Annotated in this window: 18 protein-coding genes and 1 tRNA gene; 5 read left to right on the plus strand and 14 right to left on the minus strand. The window is 72.4% G+C overall.

Features of this window, described 5'->3' with window-relative positions; genetic code table 11:
- Positions 1-22: 22 nt before the first annotated feature.
- From pyrE to ID810_RS10785, 3 genes are all read right to left on the minus strand, one after another.
- Positions 23-592 (minus strand): orotate phosphoribosyltransferase, encoded by a 570-nt coding sequence (gene pyrE / locus ID810_RS10775; protein ID WP_166857307.1) that lies wholly within the window; start codon positions 590-592, stop codon positions 23-25.
- A 98-nt stretch (positions 593-690) separates the two neighbouring features.
- The gene (tpx, locus tag ID810_RS10780; protein ID WP_166855808.1) at positions 691-1,188 is read right to left on the minus strand and encodes a thiol peroxidase; all 498 of its coding nucleotides are present in this window, start codon (positions 1,186-1,188) and stop codon (positions 691-693) included.
- A 58-nt stretch (positions 1,189-1,246) separates the two neighbouring features.
- Complete coding sequence (locus ID810_RS10785; protein WP_166857305.1) at positions 1,247-2,083, minus strand: SDR family NAD(P)-dependent oxidoreductase; 837 nt, start codon at positions 2,081-2,083, stop codon at positions 1,247-1,249.
- 115 nt (positions 2,084-2,198) lie between these two features.
- Here ID810_RS10785 and ID810_RS10790 point away from each other — a divergent pair, with 115 nt between their 5' ends.
- A complete protein-coding gene (locus tag ID810_RS10790) occupies positions 2,199-3,008 on the plus strand; it encodes an exodeoxyribonuclease III (RefSeq protein ID WP_166857303.1) in 810 nt (269 codons plus the stop codon).
- 82 nt (positions 3,009-3,090) lie between these two features.
- Here ID810_RS10790 and ID810_RS10795 read toward each other — a convergent pair whose 3' ends face one another.
- A complete protein-coding gene (locus ID810_RS10795) occupies positions 3,091-3,924 on the minus strand; it encodes a serine hydrolase domain-containing protein (RefSeq protein ID WP_166857301.1) in 834 nt (277 codons plus the stop codon).
- Positions 3,925-3,935: 11 nt separating this feature from the next.
- Positions 3,936-4,727 (minus strand): NADPH-dependent oxidoreductase, encoded by a 792-nt coding sequence (locus ID810_RS10800; RefSeq protein WP_188232607.1) that lies wholly within the window; start codon positions 4,725-4,727, stop codon positions 3,936-3,938.
- 166 nt (positions 4,728-4,893) lie between these two features.
- On the opposite strand from ID810_RS10800, the gene ID810_RS10805 reads away from it, so the two are divergent.
- Complete coding sequence (locus ID810_RS10805; RefSeq protein WP_166857299.1) at positions 4,894-5,604, plus strand: 3'-5' exonuclease; 711 nt, start codon at positions 4,894-4,896, stop codon at positions 5,602-5,604.
- 56 nt (positions 5,605-5,660) lie between these two features.
- On the opposite strand, the gene ID810_RS10810 is transcribed toward ID810_RS10805, so the two are convergent.
- From ID810_RS10810 to ID810_RS12680, 3 genes are all read right to left on the minus strand, one after another.
- Complete coding sequence (locus tag ID810_RS10810) at positions 5,661-6,803, minus strand: hypothetical protein (RefSeq protein WP_166857298.1); 1,143 nt, start codon at positions 6,801-6,803, stop codon at positions 5,661-5,663.
- Positions 6,800-7,453, minus strand: coding sequence for a dCTP deaminase (gene dcd / locus ID810_RS10815; RefSeq protein WP_235931448.1), 654 nt, complete (start codon positions 7,451-7,453; stop codon positions 6,800-6,802). Before dcd ends, ID810_RS10810 begins: the two co-directional genes overlap by 4 nt.
- Positions 7,454-7,632: 179 nt before the next feature.
- Positions 7,633-8,043 (minus strand): TM2 domain-containing protein, encoded by a 411-nt coding sequence (locus ID810_RS12680; protein ID WP_166857297.1) that lies wholly within the window; start codon positions 8,041-8,043, stop codon positions 7,633-7,635.
- Between the two features lie 80 nt (positions 8,044-8,123).
- Here ID810_RS12680 and ID810_RS10825 point away from each other — a divergent pair.
- Positions 8,124-8,197 (plus strand) — tRNA-Gly (locus ID810_RS10825).
- Between the two features lie 261 nt (positions 8,198-8,458).
- Here the strand turns inward: ID810_RS10825 and ID810_RS10830 are convergent.
- Positions 8,459-9,175 carry a M50 family metallopeptidase gene (locus ID810_RS10830; protein ID WP_166857295.1) on the minus strand — a complete coding sequence of 239 codons (717 nt, stop codon included), beginning with the start codon at positions 9,173-9,175 and terminating at the stop codon, positions 8,459-8,461.
- Positions 9,176-9,417: 242 nt separating this feature from the next.
- Here ID810_RS10830 and ID810_RS10835 point away from each other — a divergent pair, with 242 nt between their 5' ends.
- Complete coding sequence (locus ID810_RS10835) at positions 9,418-9,900, plus strand: (deoxy)nucleoside triphosphate pyrophosphohydrolase (RefSeq protein ID WP_166857293.1); 483 nt, start codon at positions 9,418-9,420, stop codon at positions 9,898-9,900.
- Positions 9,901-9,980: 80 nt separating this feature from the next.
- Positions 9,981-10,661: a TetR/AcrR family transcriptional regulator gene (locus ID810_RS10840; RefSeq protein ID WP_166857291.1), complete on the plus strand. Its 681-nt coding sequence runs from the start codon at positions 9,981-9,983 to the stop codon at positions 10,659-10,661.
- A gap of 58 nt (positions 10,662-10,719) precedes the next feature.
- Here the strand turns inward: ID810_RS10840 and ID810_RS10845 are convergent, their stop codons facing one another.
- The 5 genes from ID810_RS10845 to ID810_RS10865 all read right to left on the minus strand — a co-directional run bounded on the left by ID810_RS10845 (position 10,720) and on the right by ID810_RS10865 (position 15,353).
- Positions 10,720-11,625, minus strand: coding sequence for a tetratricopeptide repeat protein (locus ID810_RS10845; RefSeq protein ID WP_166857289.1), 906 nt, complete (start codon positions 11,623-11,625; stop codon positions 10,720-10,722).
- A complete protein-coding gene (locus ID810_RS10850) occupies positions 11,622-12,686 on the minus strand; it encodes a vWA domain-containing protein (protein ID WP_166857287.1) in 1,065 nt (354 codons plus the stop codon). The genes ID810_RS10845 and ID810_RS10850 overlap by 4 nt, the downstream gene beginning before the upstream one ends.
- Positions 12,683-13,768, minus strand: coding sequence for a vWA domain-containing protein (locus ID810_RS10855; RefSeq protein WP_166857285.1), 1,086 nt, complete (start codon positions 13,766-13,768; stop codon positions 12,683-12,685). The genes ID810_RS10850 and ID810_RS10855 overlap by 4 nt, the downstream gene beginning before the upstream one ends.
- Positions 13,762-14,259, minus strand: coding sequence for an alpha-amylase (locus ID810_RS10860; RefSeq protein WP_166857394.1), 498 nt, complete (start codon positions 14,257-14,259; stop codon positions 13,762-13,764). Before ID810_RS10860 ends, ID810_RS10855 begins: the two co-directional genes overlap by 7 nt.
- Before the next feature lie 113 nt (positions 14,260-14,372).
- Complete coding sequence (locus ID810_RS10865) at positions 14,373-15,353, minus strand: DUF58 domain-containing protein (protein WP_342355772.1); 981 nt, start codon at positions 15,351-15,353, stop codon at positions 14,373-14,375.
- Positions 15,354-15,355: the final 2 nt, after the last annotated feature.

A 15,355-nucleotide genomic window follows, 5' to 3' on the forward strand; every position in this document is an offset into this window, starting at 1 on the left:
TCGCTCTCAGCTCCGGCACGTCCTACTCCAGGCCCAGGTCGTTCAGGCCGAGCGCGGCGAGGTACGGCAGGCCGGCGGCCTCGATGCGCTCGCGGGCACCGGTCGCACGGTCAACGACGACGGCGACGGCGAGGACCTCAGCGCCCGCCTCGCGCAGGGCCTCGACGGCCTCGAGCGGGGAGCCGCCGGTGGTAGAGGTGTCCTCCAGGACGACGACGCGACGCCCCTCGACGCCGGGGCCCTCGATACGGCGCTTCATGCCGTGGTCCTTGGCGGCCTTGCGCACGACGAAGGCGTCGAGCTCGAGGCCGCGCGAGGCGGCGGCGTGAAGCATGGCGGTGGCCACCGGGTCCGCCCCCATGGTCAGGCCGCCGACGGCGTCAACCACGTCGGTGCCGAGCCCTTCCTCTTCAAGCATGTCGATCATGACGTGGCCGATGAGGGGGGCGGCCTCGTGGTGGAGGGTGGCGCGGCGCATGTCGACGTAGAAGTCGGACTCGAGCCCGGAGGCCAGGGTGACTGTGCCGCGCACAACGGCGAGGTCACGGACGAGCTGGGCGAGACGTGCGCGTTGGGGGTCGTTGGTACTCACCGCCCCAGGCTAGGCGATCGGTGGTGGTGCGTCTCTTTGCTGCGTCTTGGCAGTCTGTGTGCCGTGCCCGCCCCGAGACTGCGCTTGCGCCGCGTGTGTCAGGCGAGGGCGGCGAGGGCGGCGTCGTAGTCCGGCTCGTCACCGGTCTCGGCGACCTGCTCGGTGTGGAGCACGACGCCGTCGGCCCCGATGACCACGACCGCGCGTGAGAGCAGGCCGGCCAGCGGCCCGTCGGCCATGGTCACGCCGTAGTCGTCCCCGAAGGAGGAGCGGAAGGCGGAGGCGGTCACGACGTCGGACAGCCCCTCGGCCCCGCAGAAGCGCGCCTGGGCGAAGGGCAGGTCCTTGCTCACGCACAGCACGGTGGTGTTGTCCAGCGAGGAGGCCCGCTTGTTGAACTCGCGCACCGACTGGGCGCACACGCCCGTGTCGACCGACGGGAAGATCGAGACCACGACGCGGCGCCCGGCCAGCGACTGGCTGGTGACCTCAGCAAGGTCAGCGCCGACGAGCGTGAAGGCGGGGGCGGGCGAGCCGACAGCGGGAAGCTCACCGACAGTGGAGACAGCAGCACCGTGCACCATGATGGAAGCCATGGGCCGATGATCCCACACGAACTCCTAGCACACCAGGGGATCGTCCCTTAAGAAGGCCTCAGTACCGGGTGCGCACCGTGGCGTGGCCGGCCACCCGGCGCACCAGCCAGCGGGGGCTCAGGCGCAGCAGCGCGTTGGCCGCCTGGTAGCGCACCGAGGGGGTGCAGATGACCTGGCCGCGACGTACCGCAGCCAGCGCCTCGCGCGCCACGTCGTCGGCGTCGAGCCACACCGCGTCAGGCCACACCTCCTCCGCGACACCCGCGCGGCGGTGGAAGTCCGAGCGCGTCAGGCCCGGGTTGAGCACCGTGGCGCTCACACCGGAGCCGCGCAGCTCGGAGGCGAGCGCCTCGGTGAAGGTCCGCACCCACGCCTTGTGGGCCGCGTAGGTGCCCATCGCCGTCAGCGCCGCCACGCTCGCGATGTTGAGCACCGCCCCGTGGCCCCTGGCCACCATCCCCGGCACCGCCGCGTGGGTGAGCTCAAGCACCGCCGCCACCATGACGTCCAGTGCCCTGCGCTCCTGGGCGAGGTCCCCGCCGACAATCTCCTGGCCGACGGCGAAGCCCGCGTTGTTGACCAGCAGGTCGACCGGCCTGCGGGCCACGTCCTGCTCCGTGTGGGGGCGGCTGACCTGCGGGACGGAGGTGCGCACGCCGTCGGGAAGGTCCACGCGCAGGCGCTCGGCGACCCGCTCACGCCCCTCGGGGGTGGACAGGTCCGCGACCAGGACCTGCACCCCGACCCCCTCGCGCTGGTGGAGCTCCTGTGCGATCTCCTGCAGACGCTCGGCGGAGCGGGCGACGAGGACGAGGTCATGCCGGCCGACGGCGAGCTCACGGGCCAGGGCCAGGCCGATACCGCTCGTGGCGCCGGTGATAAGTGCGGTTCCCATGGGCTGAAGGGTATCGGCAGGCAGACGACGCTGCCCCTCACGTCCACATGTCGTGACGGGCACCGCCTGGATGAGTCCCCGGCCCTCGGCCCTCCCGGCCCGCTACCCTCACCCCATGCGCCTGGCCACCTGGAACGTCAACTCCATCCGTACCCGCGTCGACCGCGTCGTCGCCTTCCTCGAGCGCGAGGACATCGACGTCCTCGCCATGCAGGAGACCAAGTGCCGGCCCGACCAGTTCCCCTACGCACCCTTCGAGGCCGTCGGCTACCAGGTGGTCGCCCACGGCCTCAACCAGTGGAACGGGGTCGCCATCGCCTCTCGCCTCGGCCTGGAGGATGTCCAGACCTGCTTCCCCGGCCAGCCCGCCTGGGCCGCCACGCAGGACGCGGAGCCCGTCGTCGAGGCCCGGGCGCTCGGGGCGAGCGTGGGCACCTCGGCCGGGGCGGGGCCCGTACGCCTGTGGAGCCTGTACGTGCCCAACGGCCGCGAGCTGAGCCACCCCCACTACGCCTACAAGCTCGACTGGATGCGTGCCCTCACCCAGGGCCTCACCGGCTGGCTCGCGGACGATCCCTCCCAGAGCCTCGTCCTCGTCGGCGACTGGAACGTCGCACCGCTGGATGAGGACGTGTGGGACATGAGCGTCTTCGAGGGCGCCACCCACGTCTCAGAGCCCGAGCGCGCCGCCTTCCGTGCCCTGGCCGACGTCGGCATGGTCGAGGCCACCCGCGAGCGCGTGACCGGCTACACCTACTGGGACTATCAGAAGCTGCGCTTCCCCCGGAACGAGGGCATGCGTATCGACTTCGTCTACGGCTCCCCGGCCTTCGAGGCCCGCGTGCGCGGCGCGGCCATCGACCGCGACGAGCGCAAGGGCAAGGGCGCCTCTGACCACGTTCCCGTCATCGTCGAGATCGACTGAGGCCGTGCCCGCCAGACAGTCAGTCGGTGGCCCACTGCTCGGTCGCCGTCGGCCCACCGGTCGGCCACGCCGGGCCGCTGACCTACAGCGCCAGCACCTGGTCGCTCAGACCGGGCCACGCCTGGGCGTGCAGGCGCGAGAAGGGCTTAGTCCCCAGGAACACCGCCTCGCGCCCGGCCACCGGGTCCACCCAGAGGAAGGAGCCCGCCTGGCCGAAGTGCCCGAAGGTCTGCGGGCTGTTGTGCGCACCCGTCCAGTGCGGCGACTTGCCCCCACGGACCTCGACCCCCAGCCCGAAGTCGCAGGGGGACTGCCTGCCGTAGCCCGGCAGCACGCCGTCGAGACCCGGGCGCACCACCGTGCGCGCGCGCCGCGCCAGCTCCTCGCCCACGAGGGTCGGCGCCGCCAGCTCGCGGGCGAACAGCGACAGGTCCTCCGCGCTGCCCTGGCCCGAGTAGGCCGGGGAACCGGGGATGAGGACGCTCGCCATCCCGAGGGGCTCGAGCACCGTCTGCTCGACCCACTCCTCCAGGCCCGTGCCGGTGGCCTCCACCAGCCGCTCCCCCAGGATCTCGATACCCCGGTTGGAGTAGATCCGGCGTTTGCCCGCGGGCGAGAGCACGGCGTCGGAGTCGAAGGCGACGCCCGAGGAGTGCGACAGCAGGTCCGCCACCGTCGCCCCCGGCAGCAGGCACGCCCCGTCGCGCTCCGGGGTTGCCGGGTCCTCGAGGTCGAGCATCCCGCGCTCGACCGCGACGAGCGCGCTCCAGGCGACCAGGGGCTTCGTCACCGAGGCGAGGGGGAAGACCTCGTCCACCGCCCCGGCCCTGGCGATGACCCGCCCCGCCTGGGTGACGACCAGCGCCGTCGGGAAGGTGAAGCGGGACAGGGCGGGCAGGGCCACGTCGTCGGACATCGCGGGTCCTCTCAGGACAGGCACAGGCGCTGCTCGTGCAGCACCTCGCTCAACGGCATCATCGAGGCGCCACCCTTGCCCAGCATCCGGGCGATCTGCTCGGAGAAGGAGTCCACCCGCGTGTTGGCCGCGCGCAGGTCGTAGTAGTCGCGCACGGTGGTGTCGTAGTCGGCCAGCGCCTCCAGGTGCTCGGTCAGCTCCGGGTAGCGGTCGACGGCGCTCATGATCTCGCGCGGCAGGCGCGGCTTGTACTGCGGCTCCTGGGCGGGGTGGCCGACGAGCATGCCCACCAGGGGGAAGGTCCGCTCCGGCAGGCCCAGGGCGGTGATGACGCTGCGCACGTCGGTGAGGATGGAGCCGAGGTAGGTGGTGCCCAGCCCCAGGGACTCGGCCGCAACGACGACGTTCTGCGCGGCGATGATCGTGTCCTCAACGCCCTGGAGGAACAGGGTCGTGCGCTCCAGCGGCTCGAGGTCCACGCCCGCACGCTCGCGCAGGACGGCGTTGCGGTGCAGGTCGACGACGAAGACGAAGAGCTCGCCGTTGGAGCCGCCGACGTAGGGCTGGCCGGAGGAGGCGTGAAGGGCCGCGCGCACGGCGGGGTCGAGGACGCGGATGACGGTGACCTGCTGCTGGAAGGAGGAGGTGGCGCCGTGGCGGGCGACCTCGAGCAGGGTCTCGACGACGTCCTCGCCGAGGGGCTCGGGCGTGTAGGCACGGATCGTGCGGTGCGCGAGCTGGGTGCGGATGGTCTCGTTGAGGACGGGGGCCGTGGGCGGGGTCACGAGGGCGTGGTGGGACATGGGGGAAGGGTATGCCTGTGTGTCGCGACTGTGGACATTGCCGTCGCAACGCCCGCAACCACGTGGACAACACGCCGACATCACGCGGCTGTGGATGTGTACCCGACGGCATGGGAGGCGCCACGGCCCCGGCCGCGTCCTCACGGCCTTGTCTACTATCACCACAGTGACCTTCTACCGCCGTCCCCCATCCTCCGGACCGCAGCGCCCCGCCGCCCGCACCGGCTACGCCGTCGTCGACCTGGAGACGACGGGACTGTCCCCGGCCAGGGACGCGGTCCTGGAGATCGGGCTCGTCCTGGCCGACGGCGACGGCCGGGTCGAGCGCGAGTGGTCCACCCTCGTGCACCCCAGCCCCGGCCGGACCGTCGAGGTGGGGCCGTCACGCATCCACGGCCTGGTCGCCGAGGACCTCGACGGCGCGCCGTCGATCGCACAGGTCGCGGACCTGCTCGTGAGCGAGCTCGCCGGGCGGGTGGTCGTGGCGCACAACGCGCGCTTCGACGTCGGCTTCCTCACCGCGGCGCTGGGGCGCACCGGGCACCTGGTGGGCCAGGCGCGTGTGCCCCGCATGTGCACGATGGAGTGGGCCCGGCACTTCGTGCCCGTGCACTCGCGCCGACTCACCTCCTGCTGTGAGGCCGCGGGCGTCGTCATCGGCCGCCACCACAGTGCGCTCGACGACGCCGAGGCGGCGGCGGGGCTGCTGGCCCACTATCTGCACGTGGGCGCCGGACGGGGCGAGGCGGTGCCGTGGTGGCGCACGCTTGATCAGGCGGCGGCCTTCGACGGGTGGTCCTGGGACCCGCAGGCGGCCCAGGCCCAGCGTGCGCGTCTCAAGCCCCGCACAGGCGTCCCCGGTGTCCCCCGAGACTGACCCCGCCCGCCCTCTCCCCTCTCCCTCCGAGGAGTTGGGCGGGGGACGGTAGCGGGTCAGAGGGCGACGAGGAAGCCGTCCTCGTCGAGGATGACGCCGCCGGTCGCCTCGGCGACGGCACCCGCCAGGCGCTCAATGAGCTCGGTCGCGGCTGCGCGCCCGCGCCGACCCTCCTCAGAGATCCGCTGCGGGTCACGGTCCCGCGAGTTCTGCGGCACCCACACGAGCGAGTAGACCGCGCCGCCGGTCTCGGCCCACGGCGCCCCCGACACCGCCAGCGGCAGGAGCTCTGTGCCCCCCACGCGCAGCTCGACCAGCCCCATCGTGCTCTGCGCGGGGTCCACCGGGCCGGTGAGGGCGTAGCCGTCGAGCACGGGCTCCAGAACACCGCCCTCAGCCGCCACCTGCTCAGCCTCGATGAGCATCTGCGCGTGGCGCTCCTCAGCAGCCTTCCACGCCCGGTCGAGGACATCCGCCCCCAGGCGCTCGGTCAGGCGCTCGAGCTCCTGCGGGTCCATCGCCGCCAGCCCGATGGGCGCACCCGGCACCGGCTCCGCCAGCTGGTGGCGCATGCCGGGTGCGAGGGGAGCCACCAGCGCCTCGGCGGCATCCGGGGCCAGCCACACCGGGGCGTACACGTCCAGGTTGACGGCCGTCGCCGGGTCCGGCTGCACGAGCACCGAGCGGCGCGTCATCCTTCCTCGACCGTCCGTCCCGGCGTCGCCCTGCAGCAGCAGCGCACCGGCCAGGCGCCGCGCGATGGAGCGCAGCCGGGTGAGCACCAGCAGCTCGCTGCCCTCCGGCTGGGCCAGGGGGAAGGCATCCGCCACCGGATCGAGGCCCGCGAGCGCCTCGGGCAGCGGGCCGCCGCGCACTGTCGGCGTCTCCAGGATCATGATCGACGCCGCCCAGTCGGGCAGTCCCAGCAGCCGGCGCAGCTCGGCGTCGAGGGGCCAGGGCCCTTGCAGCTCCGCCCCCGGCATGAGCTGCAGGCGCGAGACACCCACCCAGCCGGCGTGCTCGTCGAGGGACAGGGCCAGGGCCTCGACCTCCTCGACGGCGACGTCGTCGGCCAGGACGAGTGCGTGGCACACGTCCAGCCGCCCCACGGGCAGCATCCCGACGGCGGAGAAGGTCGTCGTGTCACTCGGCAGGGAGACCGAGAGGTCCCCCGACAGCCCGGCCAGGGACTCGCTCATGCCTGCGCGCCGGCGGGACCGGCGTCCGGGTAGGAGGCAACGCCATCGGTGTCATCGGTCCGGGTGCCCGGGTCATCGATGCGGATGCGATGGAAGGACAGGTGCGAACGCGAGGCGGTGGGGCCGCGCTGGCCCTGGTAGCGCGAGCCCGTCGCACCGTGCCCATAGGGTGCCTCGGCGGGGCTGGAGAGGCGGAAGAAGCACAGCTGGCCGACCTTCATCCCCGGCCAGAGCTTGATCGGCATGGTCGCCGTGTTGCTCAGCTCGAGGGTGACGTGGCCGGTGAAGCCCGGGTCGATGAAGCCGGCGGTCGAGTGGGTGAGCAGGCCCAGGCGGCCGAGTGAGGACTTGCCCTCCAGGCGGGCGGCGACGTCGTCGGGCAGGGTGACCCGCTCATAGGTGGCCCCCAGGACGAACTCACCGGGGTGAAGGATGAAGGGCTCGTCGGGGCCGACGTCGACCAGGTGGGTGAGCTCGCTCTGCTCGACGGCCGGGTCGATGACCGGGTAGCGGTGGTTGTCGAAGAGGCGGAACCAGCGGTCAAGGCGTACGTCGATGGAGGCCGGCTGGATCATCTGCGGGTCGTAGGGGTCCAGGGCTACGCGCCCGGACTCGAGCTCGGCACGGATGTCACGGTCTGAGAGCAGCACGGGAGAGATTGTGCCAGGCGGGTCTGTGTGCCGCCTACGCGCCGCCCGATCCCGCCGTCGGCAGGTTCCGACGGCGGTGGGCTCCGACGCCGGCCGGTTCCGACGGTGGTGGGCCCGCCGGGAGCGGGAACGCCGACGGTGGCGCCCCACCGGGAGGTGGGGCGCCACCGTCGTCGGCCTCAGGGTTGGAGCGGGTAGCCGTTCGCGTCAACGCCCCACGGCTGCTGACCCGGCTGCGCCGAGAAGATGAGGACTCCCTCGATGATGGCCCAGATCCAGGAGACCCAGGACAGGATGCCGAACGAGAGCACCGAGATGAGCAGCTGGGCGACAGCGCGGCCGGTGTGTCCGAGGTAGAAGTTGTGGATGCCCAGGGCTCCCAGGAAGATGGCGAGCAGGCCGGCCGCCATCTTGGACTTCTGGGAGTAGACGCCCTGGGGCGGGACTCCCGGCATCTGCTGCTGGTATGCCTGGCCGGGGTAGGCCTGACCCTGGAACTCCTGGCCCTGGTAGGCCTGGCCGAGGTAGGGATCGCCGCCGGGAACCGGGCCGTACTGGTCCTGGCCGGGGGGCGTGGGGTTGCTCGTCATGCTGTTGTCCTCCCGAGCGGTGATTGTCCGCTCCTGGATCGGGTACTGTATGCTTCCAGCACCTCACCGGTGGTGAGCGCGCGGGTGTAGTTCAATGGTAGAACTTCAGCTTCCCAAGTTGACAGCGCGGGTTCGATTCCCGTCACCCGCTCCAACGGCCGACCTTCCCAAGGGCGGCCTTCGCCGTCCTCGGGCCCTGTCCCGTGACCCTCGTCCCATAGGCCCCTGACTCCTCGGCCACTCGCTCGCACCCTGTCCCGTCGCAGAATCCGCTGATTTCCTCAGACGCGTCTCACCTGAGCTCATCGACACACGAAGTGCAGTGGGTGAAGTGTTGGCGGGGATGTCCTTCGAGAAACGTCGACACACGTCCGCCCCCGAGTCCTTCACGCTCGCTTCAACCACCACAGTGCACTCAGAACAGCGCGCCCGCGCCCGCGCGCCACACGGCCCAGGTCGCGCCGACGTTGGCGAGAGCCCAGGTGGCGAGCCAGAACCAGGCGGGCAGGTGCGTGAGGGCGGCGAGGGTCCCGGGGTCCTGCGTGCGGTCGTGCGAGCGGGCGACGGCGGCCAGACCGTCCCATGCCATGAGTAGCAGCACGAGCCCCACACCGGTGACGAGTCCGGCCCGCAGCGGCACGCCCGCCGCGTCGCCGAACCAGAAGGTCAGGGCGCTGAGCACGGCCGCGAGCGCCACGAGGCCTCCGGTTCGCCAGGACCGGGCCATGACGAGCAGCAGGAGCAGCATCACAGTGCCGACGGCGGTGACCACCCCGGCCCAGCCGTTCAGGGCGGCGACGACGAGCCCCGCCCCGAGGGCCGCGGGCGCGGGGTAGCCCGACCAGGTGGTGAGGATTCTCCCCAGGCCCCGCTCGGGCCCGCTGGTGACGGCGGCGCCGGACAGGTCCTTGGCGACGGTGAAGCCGTGGAAGCGTCGGCCGACGAGTATCCCGACGGCGGCGTGGCCGGCCTCGTGCACAAGCGTGCCGAGGGCGCGGGCCCAGCGTCGGGCCGGTGGCAGGAGGAGGGCGGCGGCAACAAGCACGAACGCGGGCCACAGGGCGCCGCCGACGGGCGACTGGGCCAGGCGCACGAGCAGCTCCGCAAGGACGGGGTTGTCAGTCGTGCTCACAGCGAGCAGTGTGCCAGGCACCGCTGTCACCACTCAGACCATTGCCTCCCCGTCACCTGTGAGTCGGGCCGTGGGGCCAGCACGTGACCCCAGTGCCCCGCGAGTTCGAGGGCTCGGTGTCGAGCTCGAGCCCTTCGCCCTCGAACTCGGCACCCTCGAACTCGGCGCCACCAGGACGGAGCGGGGCGGAAGCACTGCGACGGCCGGGATCGTGGCGCGGCTCGGCGCGCTAAGGTCCCTCCATGGCCCTGCCCTACCCGCGTCTTGTCGTCTCGGCCGCTATCCTCGACTCCCTCGAGCATCCGACGGCGATGCTGTGCGCCGCACGCTCCTACCCCGCCGAGCACGCCGGGCAGTACGAGCTGCCGGGCGGCAAGGTGGACCCCGGCGAGACGCCCGAGGGGGCCCTGGTGCGCGAGCTCGACGAGGAGCTGTCCCTCGCCATCCGCCCGGGCGCGGAGCTGAGGCCCCCGGAGCACCTCGCCATCGGCGCGCCGGAGCCGGACCCGACCTTCCCCCGTGACACCGCCCCGGCCTGGCCGGCGATGCACGGCTACCGCATGCGGGTCTGGCTCGCCGAGCCGGCCGATCCGCACCGCGCGCTCCGCCCCGGCAGTGCGCACGAGTCCGTGCGCTGGGTGCCGCTCGATGAGGTGGAGGTTCTGGACTGGCTGCCGGCGGACCTGCCGATCCTCACGGGTCTGCGGGCCCTGCTCTCACGCTGAGCCCCCGGTCGCAGCCACCTCCGGGGTCCACATGCTGACGGATTTCCCATCGACGTCACCTTCCCGGTAAGGTCAGCCTTATGCCCAAGATTATGGGGAGCTCGTTGGCCGAGCACCGCGAACGCACCCGAAACGCTCTCTTCGATGCGCTCTCGGAGCTCATGGCCCACCGATCCTTCGACAAGATCACCCTGTCCGACGTCGCCGCCCACGCCGGGGTCGGGCGCACCGCGGTGTACAACCACTTCGCGGACAAGGAGGACCTGCTCCTGGCCTTCATGGAGCACGAGACCGCCCGCTACGCCGAGCAGCTCTCCCGCGCCCTGACCGGTGTTGAGGACCCCATCGACCGCCTGCGCATCTACGTGCGCCAGCAGGCGATCGTCAAGCGCAGCTATCACTTCCCGACGACGGGCCCCCTGTCCTCCGCCGTCTCCCGCAGCACCGCCGGGCGCCTGCGCGCCCACGCCGGCCTCATGGCGCAGATGCTCGCGCAGATCCTCACCGACGCCATGGACTCCGGCGTCATCCCGCGCCAGGACCCCGCCCAGGTCATCCCGCTCGTGCACGCCTGCGTCATGGGCGGGCGCCCGACGCCGACGGACCCGCAGCAGCGTGCCGCCTACCTCGCGGCGCTCGACGCCTTCGTGCTGCGCGCCGTGGGCGCCCCCGTGCCGCACCACGACGTCCCGGTGCTCGTGCGCTCCTCGGCGACCGAGCCGGAGACGCCCGCGAAGCCCCCGGTCGCCGCCGCCGGCTGAGCGACAGGCAACCGTCGGAGCGACTCGCCCGCCGCCTGGGCGACCCGACGCGTGGCCACTACCAGCGACGGCGGTTGTCCGACCCGAGGCCCGCGGACTCGGTCGGGTTGGCCTCGCTGTTGCGCTCCTCGAGCTTGCGCTGCTGCTCACTCACCGACGGCGAGGGGCTCGGCTGCGCGCTCGGCTCTGCACTGGGTCCTGCGCTCGGCTGCGCACTCGGCTCAGCACTCGGCCGGGCCGAAGGCTCGCTGCTGGGCCCACTACTGGGCTCGCTGCTGGGATCGCTGCTCGGCTCACTGCTGGAACCGCCGCTGGACTCACTGCTGGTCTCCGGCGGCGGGTCGACCTCGCACTCGCCCGCAGCCCGAGTCATGGCCGCGCGCTCAGTCTCCGCCACGGCGGCATCCCCCGCCGCCAACGCCTCGGACCAGCGCGCGATGTGCAGGGCGTAGAGGTTGGTGCGCACCAGGCACTCCGGGGCCCACGGGTCACGCACGCGCGCGCTCGTGCCGTCCGTGTAGGAGACCTCGACCCATCCGGCGAGCGGCGCCTCCTCCAGAGCCTGCTCGAGCGCGGTCTGCGCCGGGTCCAGGTCCCCGGCGAGCAGGTGGGCGGTGCCGAGGTTGTAGTGCACGCGCCACTGCTCAATCCACGGGTCCACCTTGGCCACGGCCTCGTAACGGCTCACGGCCGTGGCGTAATCGCCCGAGCCGACGGCGCTGTGGCCAAGCATCGTCATGACGCTGAGGTAGCCCATCCAGATCGCAGCCGCGAGGGTGAGGACGGCGGGCACGACCCCGTAGCCGAGGAGCCGACGCCGACGCCGACGCCCGCGGACGTCCGGGTCCTCGTCCTTCTTCTGCTGCTGCGGGGCGACGACGCCTGCGTAGGCACTCTGTTCGGCCTGGCTCACACCGCCGGGGGCGAAGCGGGCGTCCTGCCCGGGCAGGATCGGTGCGCTCATCGGACCGCCTCCGCCGATCGAGTCAGGCGGCGCAGGCCGCGGTCGGTGATGGCCAGGTGCACGAGCTCCCAGATGAGCAAACCGCTGGCGAGCAGCCCCAGGGGCCAGGTGAGGTAACGCTGGACGCCGAGCCGCTCACGCCCGTCCGTCAGGGCGGTGGTGACCGCAACGTCGAGATCGGTGAAGCTGCTCGTCGGGTCGTCGTCGGTGCCGTCACGCTGGAGGTAGGGGACGCCCAGACTCTCGGCGACCATGGTGAGGGCGGCCGTGTCCGGGACAGAGACACCGGGTTCGCCGGTGGTGGGGTCCTTGATGTAGTCGCCGGAGGTGACGCCGTCAAAGGCGCGCATAGGGCCGCCGGCCTCGGTGCCATAGCCGAGGACGGCGCCGACATCGACCTGACCTCCGAGCCTCTGCCAGGCCCGCCGGGCGGCATCGGCGCCGGTGGCCCCCGCCCCCTCCTCAGTGGACTCGCCGTCGCTGAGGATGTAGAGGACGCGGGCGTCCTCGGGGTCGCGCTCGGCGGCCGCGGTGAGAGTGGAGGTCAGCAGCGGCAGAGCCCGCTGGAGGGAGGAGCCGGTGGAGCGGTCGGAGACCTCCTGCTGAAGGGAGTCGATCCAGGAGTAGACCGCATCGACGTCGCTGGTCAGCGGCAGCTCGCGGGCGGCGGCGGAGTCCAGGGCGATGATGCTGAAGCGGGCCCCGGGGTGGGCGGCGACGATGGCACGCAGGTCCTCCTTGACACCGTCGAGGCGGACGCCGCCGCCCGCACCCGGGCCACCGGCCCAGTCCTCGGCGGCCATGGAGCCGGTGCGGTCCACCATGAGGTAGACCTCCAGGGAGGACACGCTCCGGCTCTCATGCGAGGGCAGGCTGGGCCCGGTCAGGAGGGCGAGGGTGACGACGGCGAGGAGCACGCGCCGCACCCATCCCACTCTGGTACCGGGGTCGGCATCGGGACCCAGGGCCGGGCGCGCGGCAAGTGCGAGCAAGGCGGCCATGAGCGCGGCGACGAGGATGACGGTCCACCAGCCGCCGGGCAGGACGGGCACGAGTCTCATACTCGCCTCCAAGCGGCCAGGCCAAGCAGGACCACGACGCACACCATCAGCCGGGCGGCAGGCGCAACAGGCTCGTCGCTCACGACGGTGACGACGTCGCCCTGGACCTCTTCGATCTGGTCGGCCTCGAGCTCGCGCACGATGCCGGCGGCGGCGTCGGCGTCGTCGGACTCGTAGAAGAGGCCGCCGTGCTCGGTGGTGACGGTCTGGAGCTCGGCGCGGGCCCGTGTGATGTCGTCCGCGGCGAGGTAGGGGTCGAGGAGCTCGGGGTCGGCGCCGTAGACGGAGATGAGGCGCACGCCCCGCTCGGTGGCCAGATCGGCGGCCTCGGCCAGGTTGTAGATCTGCAGGTCGTAGGGGTCCAGCACCTGGTTGTCGCTGGCGAGGATGACGGTGCGCGAGCGGTCCTCCACCTCGCGGTCGAAGGCGAGGGCGCAGGAGGCCAGGCCGTCGCCAATGAGGGAGGAGGCCTCGACATCGCCGAAGGTACCGATAAAGGTGTCGTAGTAGTCGTAGAGAGCCGGGTTGCCGTAGCTGGGGACGAAGTCGAGGGCCTCAGCGATCTCGTGCATCTCGCTACGCAGGAGATCGTAGTCGTCGGTCAGGGGCACCATCGTCTGGGCGGTGCTGTTCCAGGCGACCAGGGCCACGCGCTCGCCGTCGAAGGAGTCGAGGAGGTCGGAGAAGGTCTGAAGGATCCGGGCGTCGGTGGTGAGCATGGACGTGGAGGTGTCCAGGCACAGGACGATGTCGCGGTTGGACAGGGTGTCGGAGCGCTCGGTGACGGCGACGGGACGGCCGGCGAGGGTGGCGGAGGCGGAGAAGGCGCCGACGGCGAGCAACGCGAGGCCGGCGAGCACCACGCGGCGGTGGGCGATGGAGCTGCGCACATGGGGGCTGGCGAGCAGGGCGGCGGCGTTGCCCAGCCGCATGGGGGCGGGGTCTGAGGGGGACGTGCGGCGCAGGCGCTTGAGGGCGTCGCTCAGCCGCCCGCTCCGGCCGGTCAGAAGGCCGGTGGCGGCGAGGACGACAAGCACGGCAGCCACGAGCACCAGGGCTGCGGTGAGCCAGGGCATCACCATCGGGTCACCACCTGCCTGGCGAGGGAGATGGCCTCCTCGGCGGCCGCCGCGGGGTCGCGGTCGAAGGAGGGCTGCTCCCACACGTAGAGGAGCTCGCCGACATGGCCGAGGGGGTTGGTGTCCAAGGGGCGGCGGCCGCGGTCGACCAGGCGCAGGCGCTCGTCGATGCTGCGAGGCCCCGCGGTGTCGGCCATGTCGAGGATCTCGCGGACGGTGGCGCTCTCAAGGTCCTCGCCGCTGCGCTCGGAGGCGAAGCCGCGCAGGGCGGCGGCGAGCTCGAGGTGGAGGGCGCGCAGGTCGGTCGTGCCCTCGCGGTAGCGGGCGGCCGCGGCCTCGACGGTCTCGATCCAGCCGCGGCGCTCCTCGGGAGCCATGGGGATGTCGCCGACGGCGTGGGAGGTGTCCGGGCGGGTGCCGATGAGGGTGCCGATGAGCCAGGCGGCCACGATGAGGACGGCGATGACGGCGACGACGGGCATCCACAGGGGCATGAAGACGGGCCGGGCGATGGTGACGGTGGCGGGCAGCACGGCCGGCAGTGCCGGTAGCGCCGATAGGGCTGGCGGCGCCGGAGCAGCGAGGGCAGGGATCAGCGGCACCACACTCACCTCCTCCTGCGCGAGGAGGCCAGGCGCTGGCGGGCGAGCAGGTCCGCGAGCTCGTCCACCATCCGCTCACGCGAGGTGATGGTCACGTGCTCGATGTGGCGCGAGTCGAGCAGCGCCCTCACGCGTGCCCGCCGGGCGCCGTCGTCGGCTTCCACCTGGGCCACGAGACGGCGGTCCTCGCGCAGGAAGGCGGGGACCTCGGCGTCGAGCTCGACGTCACGACGGCGGCCGGGACCGAGCGGGGCGGCGTCGGCGATCTGGACGACGATGAGCTCGTGCTGGGCGGACAGGCGCCTGAGCCACAGGGCCACCTCCGGGTCCTGTGTGGCGTCCGGGTGGGCGGTGTCGGTGATGAGGACGACGAGGCTGCGGCGGCGGTGCCAGGTGGAGACGCGCTGGAGGACGGCTGAGACCCGGGAGGCGGGCGCGCCGGGGACGAGCACGATCTCCGGCTCCTCAGCTGACGCCCCGGCCCCGGGGACCTCGCGGCCGGTGGTGAGAGCGCCGAGCTGACGGTCCAGCAGGGCCAGGAGCATCTCGGCGTGCTCGGAGCCGGAGCGGGCCGGACGGTCCACCATGCGGCCGGCGTCGGCGGCGACGAGAGCGACGGTGTCCCCGCGCTGCCGGGCCAGGTAGGCCAGGGTGTCGGCGACCGTCTGGGCGAGGTCGCGCTTGTCCGTGCCGTCGGAAGCCTGTGCGGCCATGGTACGGCCGGTGTCGACGGCGAGGACGAGCGGCAGGTTCGACTCGCGCTGGAAGCGTTTGATGACCGGTTGCCCGGCCCTGGCGGAGGCCTTCCAGTCGATGTCGCCCACGTCGTCGCCCGGCCGGTAGAGCGACAGGTCGTCAAAATCCTGCCCACGCCCGATGAGCACGGACTTGTGGCGACCGTCGAGCAGGCCGGTGGCACGCCGCAGCGTGGGCAGCTCGAGGCGTCCGCGCACCCGCGCCAGCCGAGAGGTCGGGAAGGAGGCCATGG

The sequence above is a fragment of the Actinomyces respiraculi genome (assembly GCF_014595995.2).
GTDB classification, from domain to species: domain Bacteria; phylum Actinomycetota; class Actinomycetes; order Actinomycetales; family Actinomycetaceae; genus Actinomyces; species Actinomyces respiraculi.